The organism is Kitasatospora sp. NBC_01287, assembly GCF_026340565.1.
In the GTDB taxonomy this organism is placed as follows: Bacteria; Actinomycetota; Actinomycetes; order Streptomycetales; family Streptomycetaceae; genus Kitasatospora.
Genome location: NZ_JAPEPB010000001.1, coordinates 2,657,111 through 2,680,887, shown reverse-complemented (window position 1 = coordinate 2,680,887; position 23,777 = coordinate 2,657,111). Strand labels below are relative to the sequence as shown.

Sequence of the window (23,777 nt, the reverse complement as noted above, 5' to 3'; positions counted from 1 at the left end):
CGGGTTTTCTGCGAAGCTTTTCCAATGAGCCTCAACGCGTCTCGCAGGATCACCGTGCTCCGCCATGCCAAGGCCGACTGGCCGGAGGTCGCCGACCATGAGCGCCCGCTCGCCGACCGGGGCCGGCACCAGGCGCCGGCCGCCGGCGAGTGGCTGGCCGACTCGGGGATCAACCCCGACTTCGTGCTCTGCTCCACCTCGGTGCGCACCCGCGACACCTGGAAGCTGGTCGCGCACGAGCTGCCCAAGCGGGCCCGCAAGACGGTCTTCGAGGACCGGATCTACGAGGCGACCGCGGGCGAGATCATCGAGGTGCTGCAGGAGACCCCGGAGCAGTACGCCGATCTGATCCTGATCGGCCACAACCCCGGGGTGCAGAGCCTGGTCGAGGTGCTCGCCGGGGACGTGAGCCTGGGGGACGAGCTCTCGCGGCTGCGCCAGGGCGGGTTCCCGACGGCCGGGATCGCGGTGCTCTCCTTCGAGGGCTCCTGGAAGGCGGTCGAGCCGGGGGTGGGCACGCTGGTCTCGTACTACGTGCCGCCGCAGGACTGACGTCCGCCGCAGGACTGACACGGTCGCCGGTCGTTGGCCGGTCGCTCGGCCCGGCTCGGCCCCGCAGGCCCGGCCCGGCGCGCAGGCCCGGTGCGTACGCGTACCGGGCCTGATGCGTGCCCGGCCTGATGCGTGCCCGGCCTGATGCGTGCCGCGCGCGGGAGGTCAGCGCGGGGCGAGCGCGCCCAGGACCACGGTGCGGACCTCCGACCAGCGTGTGAGCAGGTCGTCGCGGCTGTTCAGCACGTCGGAGACGTACTGCATGCCGAAGAAGGCGGAGACGATCACTCGGGCCAGGGCAGCCGCCTCCAGGTCGCGCCGGACCTGGCCGGCCTCCTGGGCGCTCGCGATCAGGTTCGAGGCCAGCTTCTCGATCCAGGCCAGGTAGGGCCGTGGCAGCTCCGCCTTGATCTGCGCCTGCTCGGCCTGCAGCCGGGTGCCGGCCCGCACCATGGCGTCCTCGGCGAAGGCGTGCGCCGCGCGGTCGAGCAGCTCGTGGATGGTGGCCAGTGGGTCCAGGCCCTGGCCGTGCACGGAGTCCAGCAGGGTGGCCCAGCGCTGGTAGTGGGTCTCCACCACCGCGATGGCCATGTCCTCCTTGTCCTTGAAGTGGAAGTAGACCGCCCCCTTGGTCATCCCGACGCTCCGTGCGACGTCGGTGATCGATGTGCCCAAGTAGCCGTGCTGGGCGAAGAGTTCGGCGGATGCTTCGAGGATCTGGGACCTGGTCCGCAGGGCCCGTTCCTGCTTGGGCTCAAGAAGCTGCTCGATGCTCGCCGTCCTGGCGGTGGTCGGCATCGGCGGCGAGGTGGTCTGGTTCACGGTGGCGCTCCAACTCTCTTCTCGGGCCCCCAGCGGATGGTTGTGCGATCAACAAGCACTATAGCCGCGCAAATACCTTCTCACCGGTATTTTTTTGAGTACGCTGCCCCTTGAGGGGGTATGGAGCGCGCCCGGCAGCGCCGCTGGGGGGTGGCTGGAGTGTCGCCGGAGTGCCTCTGGAGGGTTGCTCAAGTCCGGCTGGAGCGCTGCCGGCTGGAGCGCTGCCGGGTGTGCGGCGCTGGGTGTGCGGCGCTGGGTGTGCGCTGCCGGGTGTGCGAGGGCTCGGGCTGCGGGCCGCAGGGTGCGGGGCTCGGGCTGGGGGGTGGGGAATGGGGTGCGGGTGGGGCCGGGGTGCGGCCTGGGGTGCCCGAAAAGGGAGGCTGGATAAAAACCTTCACGTAGGTATTCTGTTGCCCTGAGGCGCTCCGGCCCGTTCGGCCGCCCCGCGGACAAGCAGAAGCTGACGATGTGTGAGGAGAACGGCTCATGGCACAGACAGGGAAGGTGACCGTCGTCGGGGCGGGCGCTCAGGGCGCGGCCATCGCCGGGCGGATCGCCGAGTCCGACACGGCGGGCCTGGTGGTGCTCGCCGACGTGGTCGACGGCCGGGCGGAGGCACTGGCGCTGGACCTCAACCAGTGCCGGGCGCTGACCGGGCACGAGACCCTGGCCGTCGGGATCGCCACCTCGCCCGAGGGGGAGGGCTACGAACTGACGGCCGGCTCCGACCTGGTGGTGATCGCCGCCGGCCGGCGTCCCACGCCGGACGGCGACCGCTTCACCCACCTGCGCGCGAACCTGGAGCTGGTCACCGGGCTGGCCCGGCAGGTGGCCCTCCACTCGCCCGACGCGGTGCTGCTGATGGCCAGCAACCCCGTCGCCGAGCTGACCCGGGCGGTGCAGCAGGCCGCCGGTTTCCCGGCCTCGCGGGTGATCGGCCAGAGCCCGGCGCTGGACTCGGCGCGCTTCGCCCACTTCCTGGCCGAGGAGTTGGAGGTGGAGGTCGCGCGAGTGCGGGCGCTGACGCTGGGCTGGCACGGCGAGGACATGCTCACCGCCGTCTCGGCCTGCACGGTGGACGGGCGCCCGCTCGGCGAGCTGCTCTCCAGCGGGGTGCTGGAGGACCTGGCGGAGCGCACCCGCTACGCCGGCACCGAGCTGACCGCGCTGCTGCGCGGTTCCGCCGTGCTGCGCGCGCCGGCCGCCGCGGCGGCCGCGCTGGCCCGCGCGGTGCTCACCGACTCCGGTGCGGTGCTGCCGGTCTGCGCCTTCGTGGACGGCGAGTTCGGACTTGAGGGGGTCTGGCTCGGGGTGGAGGCGGAGCTGGGTGCCCGGGGCGTGAACAAGGTGGTGGAGACCCGGCTCGCCCCTGACGAGCTGGCGGCCCTGCGACTGGCCGCCGAGGGGGCCAGGGCCTCCCAGCGCCGGGCGGACGCCCTCGGCGCAGAGATCAGTTGACCGGCTCCGCGAGTCAGGAAGGAACCAGCATGAGCATCATCGAGGAGAGCCGACCCGCCACGGTGCCCGCCGGGGTCCCCAGCGCACACGAGCGGCTGGCCGAACTGGCCTGGATCCGGGACGAGGTGGTCCAGGGACCGGCCGCGAACGCGACCGAGCTGCAGCACGCCAGAGGAAAACTCACCGCCCGGGAGCGGATCGACCTCCTGCTGGACGAGGGCTCGTTCTGCGAGGTGGAGCCGCTGCGCCGGCACCGGGCGCAGGGCTTCGGACTGGAACGCCGCAGACCGTACTCGGACGGGGTGGTCACCGGCTGGGGGACCGTCGAGGGCCGGACCGTCTTCGTCTACGCGCACGACTTCCGGATCTTCGGGGGTTCGCTGGGCGAGGCGCACGCGGCGAAGATCCACAAGATCATGGACCTGGCCGAGCAGGCCGGCGCCCCCCTGGTCAGCCTCAGTGACGGTGCCGGCGCCCGGATCCAGGAGGGCGTCACCGCGCTGGCCGGCTACGGCGGCATCTTCCAGCGCAACGCCCGTTCCTCGGGGGTGATTCCGCAGATCTCGGTGATGCTCGGCCCGTGCGCGGGCGGCGCGGCCTACTCGCCCGCGCTGACCGACTTCGTCTTCATGGTCCGCGGCATCTCGCAGATGTTCATCACCGGTCCCGATGTGGTGGAGGCGGTCACCGGCGCCAAGGTGACCCTCGACGAGCTCGGCGGCGCGGACGTGCACGCCGGCACCTCGGGGGTCTCGCACTTCGCCTACGACGACGAGCGCGGCTGCCTGGCCGATGTGCGGCACCTGCTCTCGCTGCTGCCCGCCAACAACCGCGAGCTGCCGCCCTCGGTGACCGCCACCGACCCGGCCGACCGCCGGTGCGAGCGGTTGGTCGACCTGGTACCCGCCAACCCGGCCCAGTCCTACGACATGCGGCGGGTGATCGAGGAACTCGTCGACGACGGCGACTTCTTCGAGGTGCACGAGCAGTGGGCGACCAACGTGCTCTGCGCGCTGGCCCGGCTGGACGGGCACGTGGTGGGCCTGATCGCCAACCAGCCGGGCGTCACCGCCGGGGTGCTGGACATCGCCGCCTCGGAGAAGGCGGCCCGATTCGTGCAGATGTGCGACTCCTTCAACATCCCGCTGGTCACCCTGCTGGACGTGCCCGGCTTCCTGCCCGGTGTCGACCAGGAGCACAACGGGATCATCCGGCACGGCGCGAAGCTGCTCTACGCGTACTGCACGGCCACCGTGCCGCGGATCCAGCTGATCCTGCGCAAGGCCTACGGCGGCGCCTACATCGTGATGGACTCCCGCTCGATCGGCGCCGACCTCTCCTTCGCCTGGCCGACCAACGAGATCGCCGTGATGGGCGCGGAGGGCGCGGCGAACGTGGTCTTCCGCCGCGAGATCGCGGCCGCCGAGGACCAGGACACGGCTCGCCGGCAGCTGATCGAGCAGTACCGTGGCGAGCTGATGCACCCGTACTACGCGGCCGAGCGCGGCCTGGTGGACGACGTCATCGACCCCGCCGAGACCCGCACCGTGCTGATCCGCTCGCTGGAGATGCTCCGCGGCAAGCACGCGGACCAGCCCTCCCGCAAGCACGGGAACCCGCCGCTGTGAGCGGCGGCGAGGGGGCGCAGCCGCTCCTGCGGGTGCTGCACGGGTGCCCGGACGAGATCGAACTCGCCATTGTCACAGCGGTACTGCTCGCGGCCGTGGCCGAGCGGACGGCGCTCGCGGCGGCGGCCCGGGCGCACACGCCCGCGAGGCGGCGGGCCGGTTGGGATCGGCGGGTGGGGCTGCGCGGCAGTGCGCCCTCGTGGCACGGGGGCGCGCAGCGGGGCAAGCCGGCCGCGCTGGCGCACTGAGGAGCTCGCGGGGGCCGGGGCAGGGGCCGAGGGGTGAGGGACCGAGAGGGAGCACGGAGGGGGATGAGGGGGAGCGGCGGTGGAGCCCGGTGTGCGACCGGGCTCCACCGCCGTGCGTGCGTGTGCGCGCCCGAGGCGTCCGGGAGCAGGTGGCTGATGAAACGTCAATTGCTCTGCGTCCAGCGGGTCCTGGGCTTGGTCGGCGGCCGCCGCGTCAGTCGGGCCCGGTGAGCAGCAGGGCGCGGGCCAGCAGGCGCCAGGCCTCGTCCAGGTCGGCGTCCGACTCGGCGGGCTTGGTGCTCCCCGGCAGCTGCTCGTAGCCCAGCAGCACCGCCAGCAGCAGGTCGGCGACGGTTGCCGGGGTGTGCTCGGCCGGCAGCCGGCCGGCCCGCCTGGCGTGCCCGGCGTGCTCCAGCAGGAAGCCGTGGATGCTCGCCAGCAGGGCTGCGCCGCCCGGTACTTCGGCGGCCGGCTCAGTGGCCAGCCGGAGCGCGGCACGCACTCTCGGGTCGCTCCGCAGGCGCCTGCTGAGGGTCAGGGCGGCCGTCAGCAGGGCGGCCACCGCGTCGTCGGCGCCCGCGGCGGCCTCCGCGAGCACCTGGGCGCAGGCCTCGGCGCCGTGTGCCACCAGGGCGGCGGCCACGGCCTCCTTGGAGCGGAAGTGCCCGTACAGCGCGCCCTTGGTGAGCTCGGTGCGGGCCATCACGCCGGCCATGGTGGCGCGGGCGTAGCCCTGCTGGATGAACTCCTGCGACGCCGCGTCCAGGGTCTGCTGGTAGGTGCGCAAAGCGCGCTGCTGCTTCATCGTCTCGTGCCTCCTCCCTCCAGGGTAGAGAACATACCTGACAGAAGGTAGGTTCCGCGATCCGTCGAACTGCTGCGAGTTTCCTGGTAGTTGACGATGCATCGACCCAGTTGGCGGCCGTGATCACGCTCCGCGGCGGAGTTCTCAGAGAAAAAACCTCCCTGAAGGTATTCTACTTGTGCCATCATGGGCATGTCCTCGGACCGAGGGCCGCACGCGCCCGGTCGGGCGGCGTGATCGAGGGGATGGTCGTCGTGCTGAACAGTGAGGAAAATCCGAAGGGGGCCACCGCGCCCGTCCGCCTGGTGCTCGGCCTGGGCAGTGAGCTGCGTCGGTTCGAGTTCGAGCGCGTGCTCAACTCATCAGGTTTCGTTGGAGAGTTGACCACTACCGCGAACGCCGCGGGGGCGATCGCGGCGGCCGGGCGACTGGCTGCGGACCTGGTGGTGGTGGCGCTCGCCGAGCTCGACCGCGCGGTGGTGGCCGCGCTCGCCGCGGCGGGTGCCGCCGGGCCGCGGGTGCTGCTGCTGGTCGAGGACGTGGCCCAGGCCGACCTGGCCAAGGTCACCAGCGTGCGCAGCGCCGGGGTGCTGGACGCCGCGGAGTTGACGCCGCGCGCGGTGCGCGAGTGCCTGGAGCGGATCGCCGCCGGCGAGGTGCCGATCCCGTCCGCGCTGGCCCAGCGACTGCTGACGCCGGGCTGGGCGCCGGTCCAGGAGCGGACCCTGCCCCGCCTGACGCCGCGTGAGCAGGAGGTGCTCCCGCTGCTGGTGGACGGGCTGAGCAACAAGCAGATCGCCCGGCGGCTGGGGATCTCCGAGCACGGCGCCAAGCGGCTGGTGGCCAACATCCTGGCCAAGCTCGACTCCCCCAACCGGACCTGCGCGGTCACCCGGGCGCTGCGCGAGGGCCTTTACGAGCAGTGCCTGGAAGCGGCGAGCTGACGCAGTGTCAGTTCAGCGGGCCGCGAGGAAGCTTCACGAGAAGGAGTGAGTGAGCCATGGCAGGCGGGTCCCGACGGGCGGCGTTCTTCGACGTCGACGAGACCGTCATCACGGTCAAGAGCATGTTCGACTTCCTGCGGCACTGGACCGAGTACACCGGCGGCGGCCCGCAGGCCTACCAGGAGGCGGCCGGGCGGCTGCACGCGATCGCGGCGGCCGGGCGACACCGCTCCGAGGTCAACCGGGCCTACTACCGCGGCTTCGCCGGAGTGCCGTACGAGGAGCTGCTGGAGCAGGGCCGCCAGTGGTACGCCGTCTACCGGCGGCGCCCCGACGCCTTCGTCGGCGCGACGCTCGACGCGATCGCCGCGCACCGGCTGACCGGGGACCCGGTGGTCTTCGTCTCCGGTTCGTTCCGGGCCTGCCTGGAGCCGCTGGCGGGGGAGTTGGGCGCGGACCTGGTGCTCGGCAGCGAGCCGCTGGTCGGCTCGGACGGCCGGCTCACCGGCGAGGTGGTCCGTCCGATGATCGGCTCCAACAAGGCGCTGGCGGTGCAGGAGACGGTGGCCCGGCTGGGTCTGACCGCCGCTCACTGCTACTGCTACGGCGACCACGCCAGCGACCTCGACATGCTCCAGCAGGTCGGCCGCCCGCACGTGGTCGGCCAGGACCCGGTGCTGCTGGCCCAGGCCGCCGAGCACGGCTGGCCGCTGCTCTCCGCCGAGCCGGGCCCGCTGCCCGAGCTGGCCGGCCGCGGCTGAGAGTGCCGCCTGAGGCGGCACCGCCGCGGAGCACCGCAGCGGAGCAGTACCGCAGGCCGCTACCGCAGGCCACCACCGCAGAGCCACCTGACGAGCCGTCACAGCGTTGTGCGGCGCGCCACCACAGAGCCACTTGACGCACCACCACAGCACCACCACAGCACCACCCACACCGAGAGAGCAGCACCCACACCAAGGAGACACCATGAGTGCAGAGAACCGCCGGGTCTCGCTGATCACCGGCGCCGACCGCGGCATCGGCCTGGCACTGGCCCACCGGCTGGCCGACGCCGGCCACGCGCTGATCCTCCACTCCAACGAGGGCGAGGGTCTGGCCAAGGCCGTGGCCGAGGCGGGCTGGACCGAGGACCAGGTGATCACCGCGAGCCACGACGTCGCCGACGTCGAGGCCGTGGACGCGGCGGTGGCCGCCGCCGTCGCCCGCTTCGGCAAGATCGACGACCTGCTGAACGTGGCCGGCGTCGCCTACTTCGGCGGTGTCCTCACCACCGACCTGGAGATCTGGGAGCGCACCCTGCGCACCAACCTCACCGGCTACTTCCTGATGTCCCGCGCCGTGCTGCCGCACATGAAGGACGCCGGCACCGGAACCATCGTCAACATGTCCTCGATCTGGGGCAAGCGCGGCGCCCCGGCCGGCGCGATGTTCGCCTACGCGGTGTCGAAGTTCGGCATCGAGGGCCTGACCAAGTGCCTGATCGAGGAGGCCCGCCCGTGGGGCGTCAAGGTCTCCAGCATCGTGCTGGACAAGGTCGACACCGGCTTCCGGGACAACATGCTGCCCCACATCGACTACACCCCCGAGCAGCGCGCCAGGATGCTCAGCGCCGATGACGTCGTTGACGCCACGATGGCGATCCTGAACAGCTCGGGCCGCGCACACCCCTCCACGATCGAGCTCGACGCGTGGCTCTGGGCCTGACGCCCCGCCGGCTCCCGCATCCCAAGCTCGCTCCTTCTCACCGGAGATCGGCATGAAGAAAACTCGCAGCATCTACCCGCTGCTGACCCTGTCCGCGTTCTTCTGGGGCGCGACGTTCAACCTCGCCAAGTACTCGGTGCGCTACCTCTCGGCACCGGCCAGCGCGGCGCTGCGGTTCACCCTGGCCGCCGTGGTCATCTCGCTGATCCTCGTCCCGCAGGCGGGGAAGGTGAAGACGGTCCTCAAGCAGAACAAGGGGATCTTCACCGTCCTGGCGCTGCTCGGCGTCTTCGGCTTCAACACCTTCTTCTTCCTGGGCATGCGGTTCACCTCGCCCACGAACGGTTCGCTGATCCAGGCGACCAATCCGCTGGTGACCGCGCTGATCGCCGCCGTCTTCTTCAAGGAGAAGATCAGCGGAAATCACAAGCTGGGTACCTCGATCAGTTTCGCCGGTGTGGCCGCGCTGATTCTGACCGGTTCGGTGCAGCGGCTGCAGGCGCCCAATATCGGTGACATCTGCTGCCTGGTGGCGAACATCTGCTTCGCGTTCTACGCGGTCCTGCAGAAGCGCCACGTGAAGAACAGCACGCCGATCATCACCACGGGTATGACCACCATCATCGGCTTCGTGCCGCTGTGGGTGGTGGCGGCCGCGGTCACCCCGCGTCCGACCGTGACCGTGCTGGCCCACCTGCCCTGGCAGGTCTACGGCGCGCTGGTCTTCATGGGCGCGCTCGGCTCGGTGCTGGCGTACGTCTTCTGGAGCCAGGGGATCGCCCGGATCGGCGTCGCCGACACCGCGGTCTTCTTCCACCTGGTGCCGGTCTTCACCGTGCTGGTCTCCTTCATCCTCGGCCAGCAGGTCACCCTGCTGCAGGTGGCCGCCGGTGTCGTCGTGATGTCCGGTGTGGTGATCTCCTCGGGGACGCACCGCAAGCTGCTGGCCAAGTTCAAGGGCGAGCCGGCCGCGGTGGTTCCGGCCACCGTCCCGGCCGCGGGTTCGCCCGCCGCTCCGGCCGGCGGGGCCGCCGCGCCGGTGGCCCAGAAGGTCTGACCCGGCCCAGGACGCCGCGGGAGGCGACCCGTGATCGAGCAACTCCTGCCGGACTCCGTCGCCTGCGTCTGGACCACCCGTGATTCCGTGAAGGCAGCCCTCCTCCCCGCGGAGGAGGGCTGCCTTCGGCACGCGGTGGACGAGCGGCGCCGGGAGTTCACCACCGGGCGGCACTGCGCGCGCCAGGCGCTCGCCGGCCTGGGCCTGCCCGGGCGGGCGATACCGGCCGGCCCGCGCGGTGAACCGCTCTGGCCGGCCGGCGTGGTCGGCAGCATCACCCACTGCCGGGGCTACCGGGCGGCCGCGGTGGCCAGGTCGGCCCAGGTCCCGCTGCTCGGCATCGACGCCGAGGAGCACCGGGCGCTGCCGCCCGAGCTGCTTCCCAGGGTGCTGCTGCCCGCCGAGCGCGCGGCGGTGGCGCGACTGGCGCGGCTGGCGCCGCAGACGCACTGGCCGACCGTGCTGTTCAGCGCCAAGGAGGCTGTCTACAAGGCCTGGTACCCGTTGACCGGGCGTTGGCTCGGCTTCCACGACGCACGGCTGGAGGTGTCCTTGGACGGGCATTTCCGGGCGGTTCTGCTGGTCGATCCGCCACGGCTCGAAAGCGCGCCGGTGCGGGAATTCCAGGGCCGCTGGACGGCCACCGGGGAAACCATTGCGACGGCGGCTTTCCGGGTCGCCTGAAAGCGGCCGGGAAGCAGTCGGGTATGGCCGTCCGGCTAGCCGCAACGGGGTAGCGGAAAAGGCCCGTTGAGACCTCGTGAAGATCTGCCTAGCATTTGTTTCAGAACGCACATTCCATACGTTCTGCGGGAGAGCAGTGATGACCGGATCCATAATCGAGAAACTGTCGGACTTCGGTACCGACGAGGCCGTGGTCTTCCACGACCGGACCTACACCTACCAGGAGCTGGCCGAACTGGCCGCCGACTGGCGCCGCTTCCTCGACGAGCACGAGGTGCGGGCGGGCGAGGTGGTCACTCTGGAGGGTGCCTACTCGCCGCAGCTCTGCGCCGGCCTGCTCGCGCTGATCGAGCGCGGGGTCGTCGTCGTGCCGCTGACCGTGCTGCCCGCGGCCAAGCGCGCCGAGTTCCTGGACGTCGCCCAGGTCGAGACCGTGATCACCGCCGACGGCAGCGGGGGCCGCGAGCTCTCGCGCACCGGGCAGCGGGCCGAGCACGAGCTCTACGGGCAGCTGCGCGAGACCGGTCACCCCGGTCTGGTGCTGTTCAGCTCGGGTACGACTGGGCGCAGCAAGGCCTCGGTGCTCGACTTCAGCAAGGTGCTCGGCCGCTACGCGCCCGGCGGCAAGCCGCGCCGCATCCTCTCGTTCCTCAGCCTGGACCACATCGGCGGCATCAACACCCTGCTGCACACGCTGGTCCAGGGCGGCACCGTGATCACGGTCGCCGACCGCACCCCCGAGACCATCTTCGAGGCGATCGCCCGCCACCGGGTCGAGGTCCTGCCCACCACCCCGACCTTCCTCAACATGGTGCTGATCTCCGGCGTCCTGGAGCGGCACGACTGCTCGGCGCTGCAACTGGTCACCTACGGCACCGAGCCGATGCCGATCCGCACCCTCAAGCGGCTGGCCGAGGCGCTGCCCGCGGTCCGCTTCAAGCAGACCTACGGCCTCTCCGAGTTGGGCATCCTGCCCACCAAGTCGCGCGGCGACGACACCCTGTGGGTCAAGCTCGGCGCGGCCGGCTTCGAGCACAAGATCGTCGACAGCGTGCTGTGGATCCGCTCGGAGATGGCGATGCTCGGCTACCTCAACGCCGAGGCGCCGTTCGACGAGGACGGCTTCTTCAACACCCAGGACGTGGTGGAGACCGACGGCGAGTGGGTCAAGATCCTCGGCCGCCGCTCGGAGATCATCAACGTCGGCGGCGAGAAGGTCTACCCGAGCGAGGTGGAGAGCGTCGTCCTGGAGGTCCCGGGCATCGCCGAGGCCACCGTGAGCGGGCACCCCAGCCACGTCACCGGCATGATCGTCAAGGCCACCGTGCTGCTCGCCCCGGACGTCGACGAGGACGTCCGCGCGGTGCAGCGCCGGGTGCGTGAGCACTGCCGCACCAAGCTGGAGGGCTTCAAGGTGCCGGCGCTGGTCGTGGTCTCCGAGGCCGCCCAGCACTCCGACCGGTACAAGAAGATCCGGAGCCTGGCGTGAGCCGGCCCGCGGAGCCGCTGCCCGGCCAGGTCGCCGTGATCAGCGGCGGCAGCCGGGGCCTGGGCCGGGTGCTGGCCGAGCGGCTGCTCGGCGAGGGCTGGAAGGTGGCGACCTTCAGCCGCAGCAGCAACGAGCAGGTCGAGCAGTTGCAGACCAAGTACCCCGACGACTTCCTCTGGGAGTCGCTGGACCTGGGCGACCGGGTGGCGCTGCGCAAGTACGTGGCCGCGGTGGCCCGCCGGTTCGGCGGGATCGACCTGCTGGTCAACAACGCCGCGGTGCTCAACCGCCAGGAGCTCTTCCTGACCACGTCGGCGCGCCAGATGGACGCGCTGATCAACAACAACCTCAGCGCCCCGATCGCCCTGGCGCAGGCCTGCGCCAGGGTGATGAGCACCAACAACAGCGGACAGATCGTCAACGTCTCCTCGATCAACGCCATCCGCGGCTTCCGCGGTGTGGCGGTCTACTCGGCCACCAAGGCCGGCCTGGACGGCTTCAGCCGCAGCCTGGCCCGCGAACTGGGCCCGCTGAACATCCGGGTCAACTCGGTGATCCCCGGCTTCTTCGACAGCGACATGACCACCGAGGTCACCGACCAGAACCGGGACCGGATCCAGAAGCGCACCCCGCTGGGGAGGTTGGCGGACATCGAGGAGATCGCCGACACCGTCCAGTTCATCATCTCGTCCAAGGCCTCGTTCATCACCGGCCAGACCATCGTCGTCGACGGAGGAATCACATGCTAGACAACGCCACCGCTCTGACCGCGGTCCGCGAGCAGATCATCGACCTGCTGGCCGAGGCCGGCATCGAGCACGGGGAGATCACCGGGGCCGAGCCGCTGAACGCGGTGGGCCTGAGCTCGCTGCTGCTGGCGAGACTGATCATCCAGCTGGAGTTGGACCTCGGTGTCGACCCGTTCGCCGAGGGCGACCTGGTGGTCTCCGACGTGCGCACCGTGGGCGAGCTGGCCGCGGCCTACGTCGCGGCGAGTGCCGCGCCGGTGGCGGCATGAGCGCGCCGGTCGCGCCGGGCAAGCCGCTGCTGGTGGTCGGTGACCGGTTCGAGGAGTTCCTCGCGCTGCCGGGCACCATCGCCGCCTCGGTCCTGCTGGAGCGGCTGCGCACCGAGCCGCCCGGCGAGCCGCTGCGGGTCACCGTCGGCCAGGGCCTGACCGGTGAGCAGTTGGTCGAGCTGGACCGGCTGGCCGAGTCCGCCTACGGGGCGCTGACGATCTCCCAGGGCCAGGTGCCGCTGCCGGTCGAGCGCTCGGTCACCCACAAGGTCTTCGAGAAGAACGTGCTGATCGGCGAGGTCGAGGAGCTCGGCGAGGGCCGCTACCGGGTGCCGCTGGTGCTCGACCAGCACGTCGAGGTGTTGGAGGACCACCTGACCGGTCTGCACATCCCGGCCGTCACCCTGCTGGAGGCGGCCCGGCAGACCTGGACCGCCGTCACCGAGCAGTACCTGATCGAGGCCGAGCCGCGCACCCGGTTCGTGATCAGCGGCTTCCGCTCGGTCTTCGAGAACTTCGTCTTCCCGCTGCCGGCCGACCTGGAGTACCAGCTGCTCGAGCGCAAGCCCGGACCGGTCGGCGAGAGCATCTCCTTCAACGTCGAGGTCTGGCAGCTGGGCCGGGTCGCGGCCCGCTTCGAGGCCGAGATCCGGGTGATCCCCGAGCTGTTCGCCGTCAAGCAGGAGACCATGGCGGCCCGCCAGGCGCTGCGCGACACCACTGACCGCTACCGGCAGCAGCCGGTGCTGGCCTTCGCCGAAGGGGCGTGAGCCCGTTGTTCTGGACCATCCACTGCCTGGACGGCGCCGACGTCACCGAGCAGCGCAAGGCGCTGGGCGCCGAGCACTCGGCGCACCTGAAGACCGCCCGGCCCGCCCCGCTGGTCTACGGCCCGCTGCTGGCCGACGACGGCGAGAGCGGTGTCGGCAGCCTCTTCATCATCGACGCGCCCGACCGGGCCGCCGCCGAACGCTGGGTCGAGGCCGACCCGTTCCGCCGCGGCGGGGTCTGGCAGGAGGTGCGGATCCACTTGTTCCGCCAGTCCGCCAACGCCCCGGTGCAGCTGCCGCAGAGCCCTGCGGTCTGAGACCTACGTCTGAGACGTTTGTCTGATGCTCACGTCTGAGATCCAAATCTGAGATCCAAGTCTGATACCTGCGTCTGATACCTGCGTCTGAGACTTACGTCTGAGATCCGAGTCTGAGACTTAATTCTGAGACCCGTGTCCGGTACTCGCGTCTGAGACCTAGGTCTGAGACCCGCCGCCTGACCGCCGCGCACCCTGACCGCCGCGCACCCTGGCCCCTGCGCCGCCTGACCGCTGCGCACCCTGACCCCTGCGCCTCTGGTCACGCCAACTCTCCATCCTGGAAAGGAAGTCACCTCCATGTCCACGCAACTCCTGCTGGTCACCCAGGTCGCCGTCGAGAAGCAGTCCGCCGAGCAGGCCGTCAAGGCCTGGCAGCAGCTGAACATCGACGCCGGCGCCACCGCCCAGCTCTACCGCTCGCTGGACCGCGACACGCTGCTCGAACTGCGCGCCCTCAAGGGCCTGGCCGAGCTGCCGGCGCTGCGCAACGAGTGGGCCGCGCTCTGGGACACCCTCGCCCCCTTCCTGGCCGGCGACTTCCGCCGCCAGCTCCAGGAGTTCGTCGAGGCGCCCAAGCCCACCGAGCTCGAACTGCCGGACACCACCTACGTGCAGCTGCGCCGCGTCGAGGTCAAGCCGCCGGTGATAGCCGACTACCGGGCGTGGCGCGAGCGAACCATCTTCGAGACGGTCCGGGCCGCCGACGAGTCGGAGATCTTCCTGGCCTACCACTCGCTGATGAGCACCGAGCCCGGCGTGCTCTTCGTGGCCGGCTTCAACGGCTCGCCCGAGGTGCACAACGCGGTCTTCCGCACCCCCGAGTACGAGGCCATCCTGGTCCAGGCGCGGGACAACTACATCGTCACCCACACGGGTGGCGACGCCGGTCTCTTCCTGGAGACCTTCGCCCGCGTCGAGGCCTGAGCCCGATGCAGAAGCAGAGCTACGACCTGAGCCTCACCACCCAGGGGCCGACCTATCCGCCCAGCGAGGTGATGGACCCCAACGGCGACTTCGTCGTCATCGGCGTGGTCAACCGGCCGGGCCCGGACGGCACCACCCGCACCGAGTGGGGCCGGGCCATCGTCTCGGCGCAGAGCGAGATGCCCCCGCACGGGCAGAACGTGCCGTACCGGATCGTGCGTGAGCTGCCCTCGAACGACCAGCTGACCCAGGCCGACCGCGACACCGTGCTGCACACGCTGCCGCTGCCGCTGCCGATCAACAACTACCCGATGCTCTTCGCCCCCGAGCAGTCCCCGGAGGCGAACAGCGTCCAGCGCCCCAGTTACCCGTTCCACGAGGTGCCGATCCCGGATCTGCGCCCCGAGGACGGCCGCCGGGTCAACGAGCCGATCACGCTGGGCCAGTGGGTGCGGGCCCGGGGTGACATGGAGGTCGCGCTGGCCGACGACGGGCACGCCGCCGAGTTCACCTTCGAGTTCGCCGGACTGATCCCGTCCAGCATGTACACGGTGATGTCGCTGCGCACCCACGACCTGGCGCCGGCCCCGCTCGGGCCGCACCGCCCGGGCCCGCTGGGCATCCCCAACGTCTTCATGACGGACCGTCAGGGGCGTGGCCACTACCACGCCAAGCTGCCCAACCCGTTCCCCGCGCCGGGCGCGCCCGGTCCCGAGCGGATCGTCAACGTGGTGCTGCTCTGGATGAGCTACCAGCAGAACTACGGTGGGGCGATCGGCTTCTACGGCCTCGGAGGCGACATCCACGCCCAGCTGAAGCTGCAGCGGGCGAGCTTCCAGGAGTTCGTCACCACCGCCGAGTGACGCCCGACGCGGGGCGGCCCGCAAGGCCGCCCCGCCCGGGCCCGACCACCCAGGAATCCCGATGACCACAGTCACCACCGCACCGCCCGCCACCACCCCCACGCCCGCCACCACCGTCACGCCCAGCGCCACCGAGCAGCACGGCGCCGCCGTGATGCGCGAGCTGGGCCTGGACGCCGAGCAGTTGATCGCCGGAATCGCCCCGCTGGACGAGCGCTTCGGCCACAGCGTGGTCGAGTACGTCTTCGGCGAGATCGTCGGCCGCCCCGAACTGGACCTGCGCACCCGCGAGCTGGCCACCCTGGCCGTGCTCACCGCGATCGGCGGCTGCGAGGCGCAGTTGGAGACCCACCTGCGCGCCGCCGTGCACCTGGGCATCCCGCGCAGCGAGATCGTCGCGCTGCTCACCCACGTCACCGCCTACGCCGGCATCCCCCGGGTGATGAACGCGCTGCCGGTGGCCAAGCGGGTGCTGCTGCCGGCCGACGTCTAGGGCAGGGCGCAGTGAGCGGGCGGTCGCCTTCTGTCACAGGTGGGCCTGTCACAGGCGAACCTGCCACGGGCTGGCCTGTCACGCGCGGACGTGCCACAGGGCGGAGCTGGGCCACGGGGCGTACCCCGCGGCCCCGCTCCGCCCTGATGCGCGCGCGCCGTTACTCCGGCGGCGTCCCGTGCAGCTCGTCCGCCGCCTCGACCTCTTCGCGGGTGATCCCCAGCAGGTAGAGCACGGTGTCCAGGAACGGCACGTTGACCGCCGTGTCGGCGGCCTCGCGCACCACCGGCTTGGCGTTGAAGGCCACCCCGAGCCCGGCCGCGTTCAGCATGTCCAGGTCGTTGGCGCCGTCGCCGATCGCCACCGTCTGCTCCAGCGGCACCCGGGCCTGCTCGGCGAACCGGGCCAGCCAGCGGGCCTTGCCGGCCCGGTCGACGATCTCCCCGGTGACCCGCCCGGTGAACCGGCCGTCCTCGACCTCCAGGGTGTTGGCCGCCGCGAAGTCCAGTCCGAGCAACTCCACCAGGTAGTCGGTGACCTGGGTGAACCCGCCCGAGACGATGCCGACCTGGTAGCCGAGGCGCTGCAGCGTGCGGATCAGGGTGCGGGCCCCGGGGGTGAGCCGGACCTCGGTGCGGACCTTCTCCACCACGCCCGCGTCCAGCCCGGCCAGCAGCTTCACCCGGGCCCGCAGCGACTCGGCGAAGTCCAGCTCGCCGCGCATCGCGGCCGCCGTCACCTCGGCCACCTCGGTCTCGCAGCCCGCGTGGGCGGCGAAGAGCTCGATCACCTCGTCCTGGATCAGGGTGGAGTCCACGTCCATCACCACCAGGCGCTTGGCCCGCCGCTCCAGCCCGGCCGACACCACCGCGATGTCCACCCGCTGGACGGCCGCCTCCAGCGCCAGCGCGGCCCGCAGCCGCTCGGTGGCCACGCCGGAGACCGCCAGCTCGACCGCCGTCACCGGGTACTTGGCCAGCCGGAACACGCGGTCGATGTTGCCGCCCTGGGCGGTCACCTGTCGGGTCAGCGCCGAGACGGCGGACGCGGTGAGCGGCTGGCCCAGCACGGTGACATGGGAACGGCCCTCGGCACGCGGGCGGTTGTCACCGGTGCCGGAGATGATCTCGGCCTGGAGTCTCAGCTCCTCGGCCCAGCGGTGCACGGTGGCGCGCAGCGCGCCCTCGGCGCCGGGCGCCCCGCCGGCCGGCGGGGTGACCAGGGCGCAGAGCGTTATCCGGCCACGGGTGACCACCTGCTCGATGTCGATCACGTCGACATCGAAGGCGGCCAGGGTGGCGAAGAGTCCGGTGGTGATGCCCGGGCGGTCCTTGCCGAACACCTTGACCAGCAGAGTGCGCTCGTCGTCGGCGGTCCGGGGCTGCGGGGGAGTCGTGTCCATGGTGCTGCCCACGCTACCTGGCCAGGACCGGGCCACCGGGCAGCGTCCGTCCTCTGGACGTCCGCCGGACGTGCGTTGTTCACTCGCGAACCGGGCACCTGGCGCGCACGAACACGGCACCCGGTCCGCACGCCGCTCTCACCTGGATCCCCGCCCGCGCGGGGCCCGGCACCGCGGGTGTCACCGCGGCGGCGTGGGATGGTTGCCGCCTGGTCACAGTCACCGGGGCTGACTTTTCGCCATCGGGCACGAGCTGGAATGATTACCCCCCGTCAGACGCGATATTCCTCACTCCCCGCCCGCGGGGAAGCCATCGGGGGACCGAGAGAGCGGGGCAGGCGGACAGTGCCGCAACTCGTACTAGAGATCAACGGGCAGCAACGGACCCTGGAGCCGGGCCGGGCCTACACCATCGGGCGGGATCCGCAGGCGGACTTCCCGTTCGACGACGCCAGGGTCTCCTGGCGGCACGCCACCATCTCCTTCAACGGCGCCGCCTGGCAGCTGGAGGACCACGGCAGCACCAACGGCACCTTCCTCGGCGGCGGTCGCACCCTGCACGCGCAGCTGCTGCCCGGCACGGTGCTGAACCTGGGCAACGCCGAGAACGGGCCGCGGCTGGCCTTCTCGGCCCCGGCCGCCGCCGTCCCCGCGCAGGCAACGCCGGCGCAGGCCGCGCCGGTCGCCGCGCAGCCCGCCCCCGCGGTGGCCTGGCACGAGGCCGAGACCAACCGGCACGCCGCCGGCGGTCAGGCGCCCTACCAGGCGCCGGCCCCCTACCAGCAGCAGCAGCCGTTCCCGCAGCAGTACCAGCAGCAACAGCAGGCCCAGCCGTTCCCGCAGCAGCACCAGCAGGCCCAGCAGCAGCCGTTCCCGCAGCAGCAGGCCCACCCCTACCCGCCGCAGTACCCCCAGCAGGCCCAGCCCTACCAGCCGCCGGCGCCGTACCAGCAGGCCCAGGCCCAGGCCCCGGCCCCGCAGCCGTTCACCGACGCCCCGGCGCCCGGTGAGCGCAACCCCACGATGATCCGCAACCTCACCGCGGGCATGCGCACGGTCCGGATCGGGCGCGCGCTCGACAACGACGTCGTGGTCTCCGACCTGCAGGTCTCCCGCCACCACGCGGAGCTGCGCCAGCTGCCCGACGGCCGCTACGAGATCGTCGACCTCGGCTCGCACAACGGGATCTTCGTCAACGGCATCCCGGCCCAGCGCCAGCTGCTGGGCCCGCAGGACCGGCTGACGGTCGGCCACTCCTCCTTCCAGCTGGTCGGCGACCAGCTGCAGGAGTTCATCGACAACGGCCCGGTCTCCTTCTCCGCCCACCACCTGACCGTCGAGGTCGACTTCAAGGGCGGCAAGAAGGTCCTGCTGAACGACGTCAGCTTCGGGGTCCCGGAGAAGTCGCTGATCGCGGTGATCGGCCCCTCCGGCTCCGGCAAGTCCACCCTGCTGCGCGCGCTCACCGGCTACCGCCCGGCCGACCGCGGCGAGGTGCTCTACGACGGCCGCAACCTCTACAAGCAGTTCGCCGAGCTGCGCCAGCGCATCGGCCTGGTGCCGCAGTCGGAGATCCTGCACAAGGAGCTCACGGTCCGCACCGGCCTCAAGTACGCGGCCCGGCTGCGCTTCCCCGGCGACACCGAGGCCGCCGAGCGCAACCGCCGGATCGACGAGGTGCTCTACGAGCTGCGCCTGGACAAGCGCGCCGACAACCGGATCACCGCGCTCTCCGGCGGCCAGCAGAAGCGCGTCTCGGTCGCCCTGGAGCTGCTCACCAAGCCCTCGCTGATCTTCCTGGACGAGCCCACCTCGGGCCTGGACCCGGGCATGGACCGCGAGGTCATGCAGATGCTGCGCGGCCTGGCCGACGACGGCCGCACCATCCTGGTGGTCACCCACTCGGTGGCCGAACTCGCCCTCTGCGACCGTCTGCTGGTGATGGCGCCGGGCGGTTCGGTGGCCTACTTCGGGCCACCGGACGAGGCGCTGCACTTCTTCGGCTACGAGACCTGGGCGGACATCTTCCAGGCCTTCGAGAACTACCCCGAGCACGACTGGGCCGGCCGCTACCGCGGTTCGGTGCACTTCCAGCAGTACTCGGCCGACGTGGACGCGGTCGCGGTGCAGCAGGCCCCGGTCAACCACCAGCCGATCCAGCCGACCAAGCCGCAGAGCTGGGGCTCGCAGCTGTGGACGCTGATCCGCCGCTACCTGTCGGTGATCGCCTCCGACCGCGGCTTCCTGGCCCTGTCGGTGCTGCTGCCCGCGGTGCTCGGGGTGGTCTCCACCGTGGTCCCGGCCACCCACGGCCTGCGCCCCAACCCGGCCGGCGGCTCCAACAACGCGGCCGGCACCATCATGCTGGTGCTCGCGATCGGAGCCTGCTTCTCGGGCGCGGCCAACTCGGTCCGTGAGTTGATCAAGGAACGGGCGATCTACGAACGAGAACGCGCCACCGGCCTGTCCCGGTCCGCGTACCTGATGTCGAAGATCATCGTGCTGGGCATCTTCAGCGTGCTGCAGGGCGCGATCATCGCGGCCGTCGGCTTCTCCACCCGCTCGCTGCCCGAGCACGGCCTGATCTTCAGCAACGCGCCGGCGATCGAGATGGCGATCGGCATCATCCTGCTGAGCTTCGCCTCGATGATGTTCGGCCTGGTCATCTCGGCCCTGGTGAAGACCGCCGAGAAGACCATGCCGCTGCTGGTGATGTTCGCCATCGTCCAGGTGGTCTTCACCGGCTGCCTCTTCCAGCTCTTCGACAAGGCCGGGCTGGCCCAGTTCGCCTGGCTGATGCCGGCCCGCTGGGGCGTCGCGGTGGTCGGCACCACGCTGGACCTCGGGCACCTGATGGTGCTCGACCCGACGCACATGAACGCGCACGACGGCCTGTGGCAGCACAGCGTGCTCCAGTGGTCGATCGACTCCTTCATGCTCGTGGTCATCTCCGCCGCCCTCGGCTTCCTGGTGCTGCGCCTGCTGCGCCGGCACGAGCCGGAGGTCATGCAGAAGGGCTGACGCGGCCTCACCAGCGCGAACGCGGGCGGCACCCCTGAGCGGGGGCGCCGCCCGCGCTCGTATCTCATCCATGAGATATCGTCTCCGCCATGGCAGATGACTACCTCTCGCGTATCGGCAAGCTCATCCGTGACGCCCGCAAGCACCGCGGCTGGACACAGGCCGAGCTCGGCACCGCGCTCGGGACCAGCCAGAGTGCGGTCAACCGCATCGAGAACGGTGGGCAGAACATCAGCCTTGAGATGATCGCCCGGATCAGCGAGGCGCTGGACAGCGAGATCGTCTCCCTCGGCTACGCCGGTCCGATGCACCTGCGGGTCGTCGGCGGTCGCCGGCTCTCCGGCAGCATCGACGTCAAGACCAGCAAGAACGCCTGCGTCGCGCTGCTCTGCGCCTCGCTGCTCACCACCGGCCGCACCACGCTGCGCCGGGTGGCCCGGATCGAGGAGGTCTACCGCCTGCTGGAGGTGCTGAACAGCATCGGCGTGAAGACCCGCTGGATCAACGACGGCGCGGACCTGGAGATCACCCCGCCGGCCGAACTCGACCTGGACGCGATGGACCAGGCGGCGGCCCGCCGCACCCGCTCGATCATCATGTTCCTCGGCCCGCTGATGCACCGGGTGGACCGCTTCAAGCTGCCCTACGCCGGCGGTTGCGACCTCGGCACCCGCACCGTCGAGCCGCACATGGCCGCGCTGCGCCGCTTCGGCCTGGAGGTGACCGCCACCACCGGCCTGTACCACGCCGAGGTCGACCGCCAGGTCGGCCCCGAGCGCCCGATCGTGCTGACCGAGCGCGGCGACACCGTGACCGAGAACGCCCTGCTCGCCGCCGCCCGGCACGACGGCGTCTCGGTGATCCGCAACGCCAGTCCCAACTACATGGTCCAGGACCTCTGCTTCTTCCTGGAGCGGCTCGGCGTCAAGATCGAGGGCATCGGCACCACCACCCTCACCGTGCACGGCCAGGCCGTGATCGACTGCGACGTCGACTACGCCCCCTCGGAGGACCCGGTGGAGGCGATGAGCCTGCTCGCCGCCGCCGTGGTGACCTCCTCCGAGCTGACGGTGCGCCGGGCGCCGGTGGAGTTCCTGGAGATCGAGCTCGCCGTGCTGGAGGAGATGGGCCTCGACTACGACCGCGGCCCCGAGTACTTCGCCGACAACGGCCGCACCCGGCTGGTCGACCTGACGGTCCGCCCGTCCAAGCTGCACGCGCCGATCGACAAGATCCACCCGATGCCGTTCCCCGGCATCAACATCGACAACGTGCCGTTCTTCGCCGCCATCGCGGCCACCGCGCAGGGCTCCACGCTGATCCACGACTGGGTCTACGACAACCGGGCCATCTACCTCACCGAGCTGACCCGGCTGGGCGCCAACGTCCAGCTGATGGACCCGCACCGGGTGCTGGTCGAGGGCCCGACCCGCTGGCGCGCCGCCGAGATGATGTGCCCGCCCGCGCTGCGCCCGGCGGTGGTGGTGCTGCTCGCGATGCTGGCCACCGAGGGCACCTCGGTGCTGCGCAACGTCTACGTGATCAACCGCGGCTACGAGGACCTGGCCGACCGGCTGAACTCGGTCGGGGCGCGGATCGAGACCTTCCGCGACATCTGAGCCCGTCGCTCGCCGGTGAAGGCCCGGCCGGCCCTGGGGAGTTCCCCACGGTCCGGCCGGGCCTTCACCGTGTCCTGGGCCGGGCGGCCCGAAAATCGCGCCGCGCCGCCGGCCGCAGGCCCTACGCTCGGTCCTCATCAGGGCCCGCCGACCAGGGCGGTCGCCCGTCGTGCCGCACCTCGTCGAGAAGGTTCACCGCTCATGCGCTGGTCCCAGATGCACATCCCCACCCTCCGCGAGACCCCCGCGGACGCGGAGGCGCCGAGCCACCGGCTGCTGCTGCGTGCCGGGTACGTCAAGCAGCTGATGGCGGGTCACTACTCGCTGCTGCCGCTCGCGGTGCGGGTGCGGGCCAAGGTGGTGGGCATCATCCGCGAGGAGATGGACGCGATCGGCGCGCAGGAGTTCCTGCTCCCCACCGTGCACCCGGCCGAGGTCTGGCAGCGCAGCGGCCGCTGGGAGACCATGGGCGAGGAGATGTTCCGCCTCAAGGACCGCAGGGGCGCCGAGCTGGCCCTGGGCATGACGCACGAGGAGATCTTCTCCACGCTCGCCGCCGACCTCAGCTCCTACCGCCAACTGCCCCAGATCTGGTACCAGTTCCAGACCAAGTTCCGCGACGAGCCGCGCCCCAAGGCCGGCCTGATGCGGACCCGCGAGTTCACCATGAAGGACGCGTACTCCTTCGACCTGGCCGGCGAGGGGCTGGACACCGCCTTCGAGCGGCACCGCGCCGCCTATCTGCGGATCTTCACCCGGCTCGGCATCCCCGCGATCCCGGTCGAGGCCTCCAGCGGTGCGATGGGCGGCTCCACCTCCACCGAGTTCATGTGCCCCGCCGAGGTCGGCGAGGACTTCGTCGTGCACTGCCCCGCCTGCGGCTACGCCGCGAACATCGAGAAGGCGACTTCTCGACTGTCGCCGACCGAGGACGAGGCCGGCCGGCCCGCCCCCGAGCGCTTCGACACCCCCGGTGTGCGGACCATCGACGACCTGGCGACGGGCTTCGGCGCGGCGGCGGAGCGCCAGATCAAGACCCTGGTCCAGGTGCTGGACGAGCGCCTCACCCTGATCCTGCTGCGCGGCGACCACGCGCTGGCCGAGCAGAAGCTGATCGACGCCACCGGCGCGAGTACGGTGCGGCCGGCCCGCCCCGAGGAGATCCAGGCGGTCCTGGGCGCCCTGCCGGGCAGCCTCGGCGCGGTCGGCGTCACCTCGCTGCCGATCCTGGCGGACGAGTCGCTGCGGGGTCGGCGCGCCATGTTCACCGGCGCGAACACCGACGGCGTGCACCTGCGCGGCGTGGACGTCGAGCGCGACATCACCGTCGGGCAGTGGGCCGACCTGCGCGAGGCGGCGGCCGGCGAGCCCTGCGCGCACTGCGGCGAGCCGCTCCAGGTGCGCAAGGCGATCGAGGTCGGCCACATCTTCAAGCTCGGTCAGAAGTACAGCCAGGCCTTCGGCCTGACCGTGCAGGACGCGGCCGGCGCCCCGGTCACCCTGGTCATGGGCAGCTACGGCATCGGCGTCGAGCGCGCGATGGCCGCCGCCATCGAGTGCCACCACGACGACAAGGGAATCGCCTGGCCGGTGTCGATCGCGCCGTTCGCCGCGGCGGTGGTGGTCGCCCAGCCGAAGGACGCGGAGACGGCGAAGGCGGGCGAGGAGGTCTACCAGCAGCTGCTGGCGGCGGGCGTCGAGGTGATCGTCGACGACCGCGACGAGCGGCTCGGCGTGAAGTTCGCCGATGTCGAGCTGGTCGGCATCCCGCTGCGGATCACGGTCGGCAAGCGCGGCCTGGCCGAGGGCGTGGTCGAGCTGACCTCGCGGGCCACGGGCGAGACGGAACGGGTGCCGGTGGCCGAGGCCGCGCAGCGGGTGCGGCAGGTGCTGGGGGCGGCGCGGTAGGTCGGTTTGGGACAGGAACGGGACACCGTCACAGCTCTGTCCCCGCAG

Annotated in this window: 23 protein-coding genes; 20 read left to right on the top strand and 3 right to left on the bottom strand. The window is 71.2% G+C overall.

Annotation, left to right across the window (positions count from 1 at the left end; genetic code table 11):
- The first annotated feature begins 24 nt into the window (after window positions 1–24).
- Window positions 25–552 (top strand): histidine phosphatase family protein, encoded by a 528-nt coding sequence (locus OG455_RS11120; RefSeq protein WP_266292618.1) that lies wholly within the window; start codon window positions 25–27, stop codon window positions 550–552.
- A gap of 165 nt (window positions 553–717) precedes the next feature.
- Here the strand turns inward: OG455_RS11120 and OG455_RS11115 are convergent, their stop codons facing one another.
- Complete coding sequence (locus OG455_RS11115) at window positions 718–1,374, bottom strand: ScbR family autoregulator-binding transcription factor (protein WP_266292616.1); 657 nt, start codon at window positions 1,372–1,374, stop codon at window positions 718–720.
- A 486-nt stretch (window positions 1,375–1,860) separates the two neighbouring features.
- On the opposite strand from OG455_RS11115, the gene OG455_RS11110 reads away from it, so the two are divergent.
- Genes OG455_RS11110 through OG455_RS11100 form a run of 3 tightly spaced genes read left to right on the top strand, consistent with a single transcriptional unit; the run spans window position 1,861 to window position 4,708 of the window.
- Window positions 1,861–2,832: a hypothetical protein gene (locus OG455_RS11110; protein WP_266292614.1), complete on the top strand. Its 972-nt coding sequence runs from the start codon at window positions 1,861–1,863 to the stop codon at window positions 2,830–2,832.
- A 29-nt stretch (window positions 2,833–2,861) separates the two neighbouring features.
- The gene (locus OG455_RS11105) at window positions 2,862–4,460 is read left to right on the top strand and encodes an acyl-CoA carboxylase subunit beta (protein ID WP_266292612.1); all 1,599 of its coding nucleotides are present in this window, start codon (window positions 2,862–2,864) and stop codon (window positions 4,458–4,460) included.
- The gene (locus OG455_RS11100) at window positions 4,457–4,708 is read left to right on the top strand and encodes an acyl-CoA carboxylase epsilon subunit (RefSeq protein ID WP_266292611.1); all 252 of its coding nucleotides are present in this window, start codon (window positions 4,457–4,459) and stop codon (window positions 4,706–4,708) included. The genes OG455_RS11105 and OG455_RS11100 overlap by 4 nt, the downstream gene beginning before the upstream one ends.
- 214 nt (window positions 4,709–4,922) lie before the next feature.
- On the opposite strand, the gene OG455_RS11095 is transcribed toward OG455_RS11100, so the two are convergent.
- Window positions 4,923–5,513 carry a TetR/AcrR family transcriptional regulator gene (locus OG455_RS11095; protein ID WP_266292610.1) on the bottom strand — a complete coding sequence of 197 codons (591 nt, stop codon included), beginning with the start codon at window positions 5,511–5,513 and terminating at the stop codon, window positions 4,923–4,925.
- 254 nt (window positions 5,514–5,767) lie between these two features.
- Here OG455_RS11095 and OG455_RS11090 point away from each other — a divergent pair, with 254 nt between their 5' ends.
- The 13 genes from OG455_RS11090 (at window position 5,768) to OG455_RS11030 (ending at window position 15,779) form a co-directional block, all read left to right on the top strand.
- Complete coding sequence (locus OG455_RS11090; RefSeq protein ID WP_266292609.1) at window positions 5,768–6,457, top strand: LuxR C-terminal-related transcriptional regulator; 690 nt, start codon at window positions 5,768–5,770, stop codon at window positions 6,455–6,457.
- Between the two features lie 56 nt (window positions 6,458–6,513).
- Complete coding sequence (locus tag OG455_RS11085; RefSeq protein ID WP_266292608.1) at window positions 6,514–7,218, top strand: HAD family phosphatase; 705 nt, start codon at window positions 6,514–6,516, stop codon at window positions 7,216–7,218.
- Between the two features lie 205 nt (window positions 7,219–7,423).
- Window positions 7,424–8,161 (top strand): SDR family oxidoreductase, encoded by a 738-nt coding sequence (locus OG455_RS11080; protein ID WP_266292607.1) that lies wholly within the window; start codon window positions 7,424–7,426, stop codon window positions 8,159–8,161.
- Between the two features lie 52 nt (window positions 8,162–8,213).
- Window positions 8,214–9,218, top strand: a complete 1,005-nt coding sequence (locus OG455_RS11075) for a DMT family transporter (RefSeq protein ID WP_266292605.1) — start codon at window positions 8,214–8,216, stop codon at window positions 9,216–9,218.
- 30 nt (window positions 9,219–9,248) lie between these two features.
- The gene (locus tag OG455_RS11070) at window positions 9,249–9,902 is read left to right on the top strand and encodes a 4'-phosphopantetheinyl transferase (RefSeq protein ID WP_266292603.1); all 654 of its coding nucleotides are present in this window, start codon (window positions 9,249–9,251) and stop codon (window positions 9,900–9,902) included.
- A gap of 139 nt (window positions 9,903–10,041) precedes the next feature.
- Entirely contained in the window at window positions 10,042–11,391 is a 1,350-nt protein-coding gene (locus OG455_RS11065) for a class I adenylate-forming enzyme family protein (RefSeq protein WP_266292601.1), read from the top strand.
- Window positions 11,388–12,140 (top strand): SDR family NAD(P)-dependent oxidoreductase, encoded by a 753-nt coding sequence (locus OG455_RS11060; RefSeq protein ID WP_266292599.1) that lies wholly within the window; start codon window positions 11,388–11,390, stop codon window positions 12,138–12,140. Before OG455_RS11065 ends, OG455_RS11060 begins: the two co-directional genes overlap by 4 nt.
- Window positions 12,134–12,409 carry a phosphopantetheine-binding protein gene (locus tag OG455_RS11055; RefSeq protein ID WP_266292597.1) on the top strand — a complete coding sequence of 92 codons (276 nt, stop codon included), beginning with the start codon at window positions 12,134–12,136 and terminating at the stop codon, window positions 12,407–12,409. The genes OG455_RS11060 and OG455_RS11055 overlap by 7 nt, the downstream gene beginning before the upstream one ends.
- Complete coding sequence (locus tag OG455_RS11050; protein ID WP_266292595.1) at window positions 12,406–13,179, top strand: AfsA-related hotdog domain-containing protein; 774 nt, start codon at window positions 12,406–12,408, stop codon at window positions 13,177–13,179. The genes OG455_RS11055 and OG455_RS11050 overlap by 4 nt, the downstream gene beginning before the upstream one ends.
- A gap of 5 nt (window positions 13,180–13,184) precedes the next feature.
- Entirely contained in the window at window positions 13,185–13,496 is a 312-nt protein-coding gene (locus OG455_RS11045) for a YciI family protein (RefSeq protein WP_266292593.1), read from the top strand.
- A gap of 300 nt (window positions 13,497–13,796) precedes the next feature.
- Entirely contained in the window at window positions 13,797–14,423 is a 627-nt protein-coding gene (locus OG455_RS11040; protein WP_266292591.1) for a hypothetical protein, read from the top strand.
- Between the two features lie 5 nt (window positions 14,424–14,428).
- The gene (locus tag OG455_RS11035; RefSeq protein ID WP_266292589.1) at window positions 14,429–15,286 is read left to right on the top strand and encodes a hypothetical protein; all 858 of its coding nucleotides are present in this window, start codon (window positions 14,429–14,431) and stop codon (window positions 15,284–15,286) included.
- Window positions 15,287–15,347: 61 nt separating this feature from the next.
- Window positions 15,348–15,779 (top strand): carboxymuconolactone decarboxylase family protein, encoded by a 432-nt coding sequence (locus OG455_RS11030; protein ID WP_266292587.1) that lies wholly within the window; start codon window positions 15,348–15,350, stop codon window positions 15,777–15,779.
- Between the two features lie 160 nt (window positions 15,780–15,939).
- On the opposite strand, the gene serB is transcribed toward OG455_RS11030, so the two are convergent.
- Entirely contained in the window at window positions 15,940–17,181 is a 1,242-nt protein-coding gene (gene serB, locus OG455_RS11025) for a phosphoserine phosphatase SerB (RefSeq protein ID WP_266292585.1), read from the bottom strand.
- Window positions 17,182–17,526: 345 nt separating this feature from the next.
- On the opposite strand from serB, the gene OG455_RS11020 reads away from it, so the two are divergent.
- The 3 genes from OG455_RS11020 (at window position 17,527) to OG455_RS11010 (ending at window position 23,729) form a co-directional block, all read left to right on the top strand.
- Window positions 17,527–20,202, top strand: coding sequence for an FHA domain-containing protein (locus OG455_RS11020; RefSeq protein WP_266292583.1), 2,676 nt, complete (start codon window positions 17,527–17,529; stop codon window positions 20,200–20,202).
- 89 nt (window positions 20,203–20,291) lie between these two features.
- Window positions 20,292–21,821 (top strand): UDP-N-acetylglucosamine 1-carboxyvinyltransferase, encoded by a 1,530-nt coding sequence (locus OG455_RS11015; RefSeq protein ID WP_266292581.1) that lies wholly within the window; start codon window positions 20,292–20,294, stop codon window positions 21,819–21,821.
- 201 nt (window positions 21,822–22,022) lie between these two features.
- Window positions 22,023–23,729, top strand: a complete 1,707-nt coding sequence (locus tag OG455_RS11010) for a proline--tRNA ligase (RefSeq protein ID WP_266292579.1) — start codon at window positions 22,023–22,025, stop codon at window positions 23,727–23,729.
- Window positions 23,730–23,777: the final 48 nt, after the last annotated feature.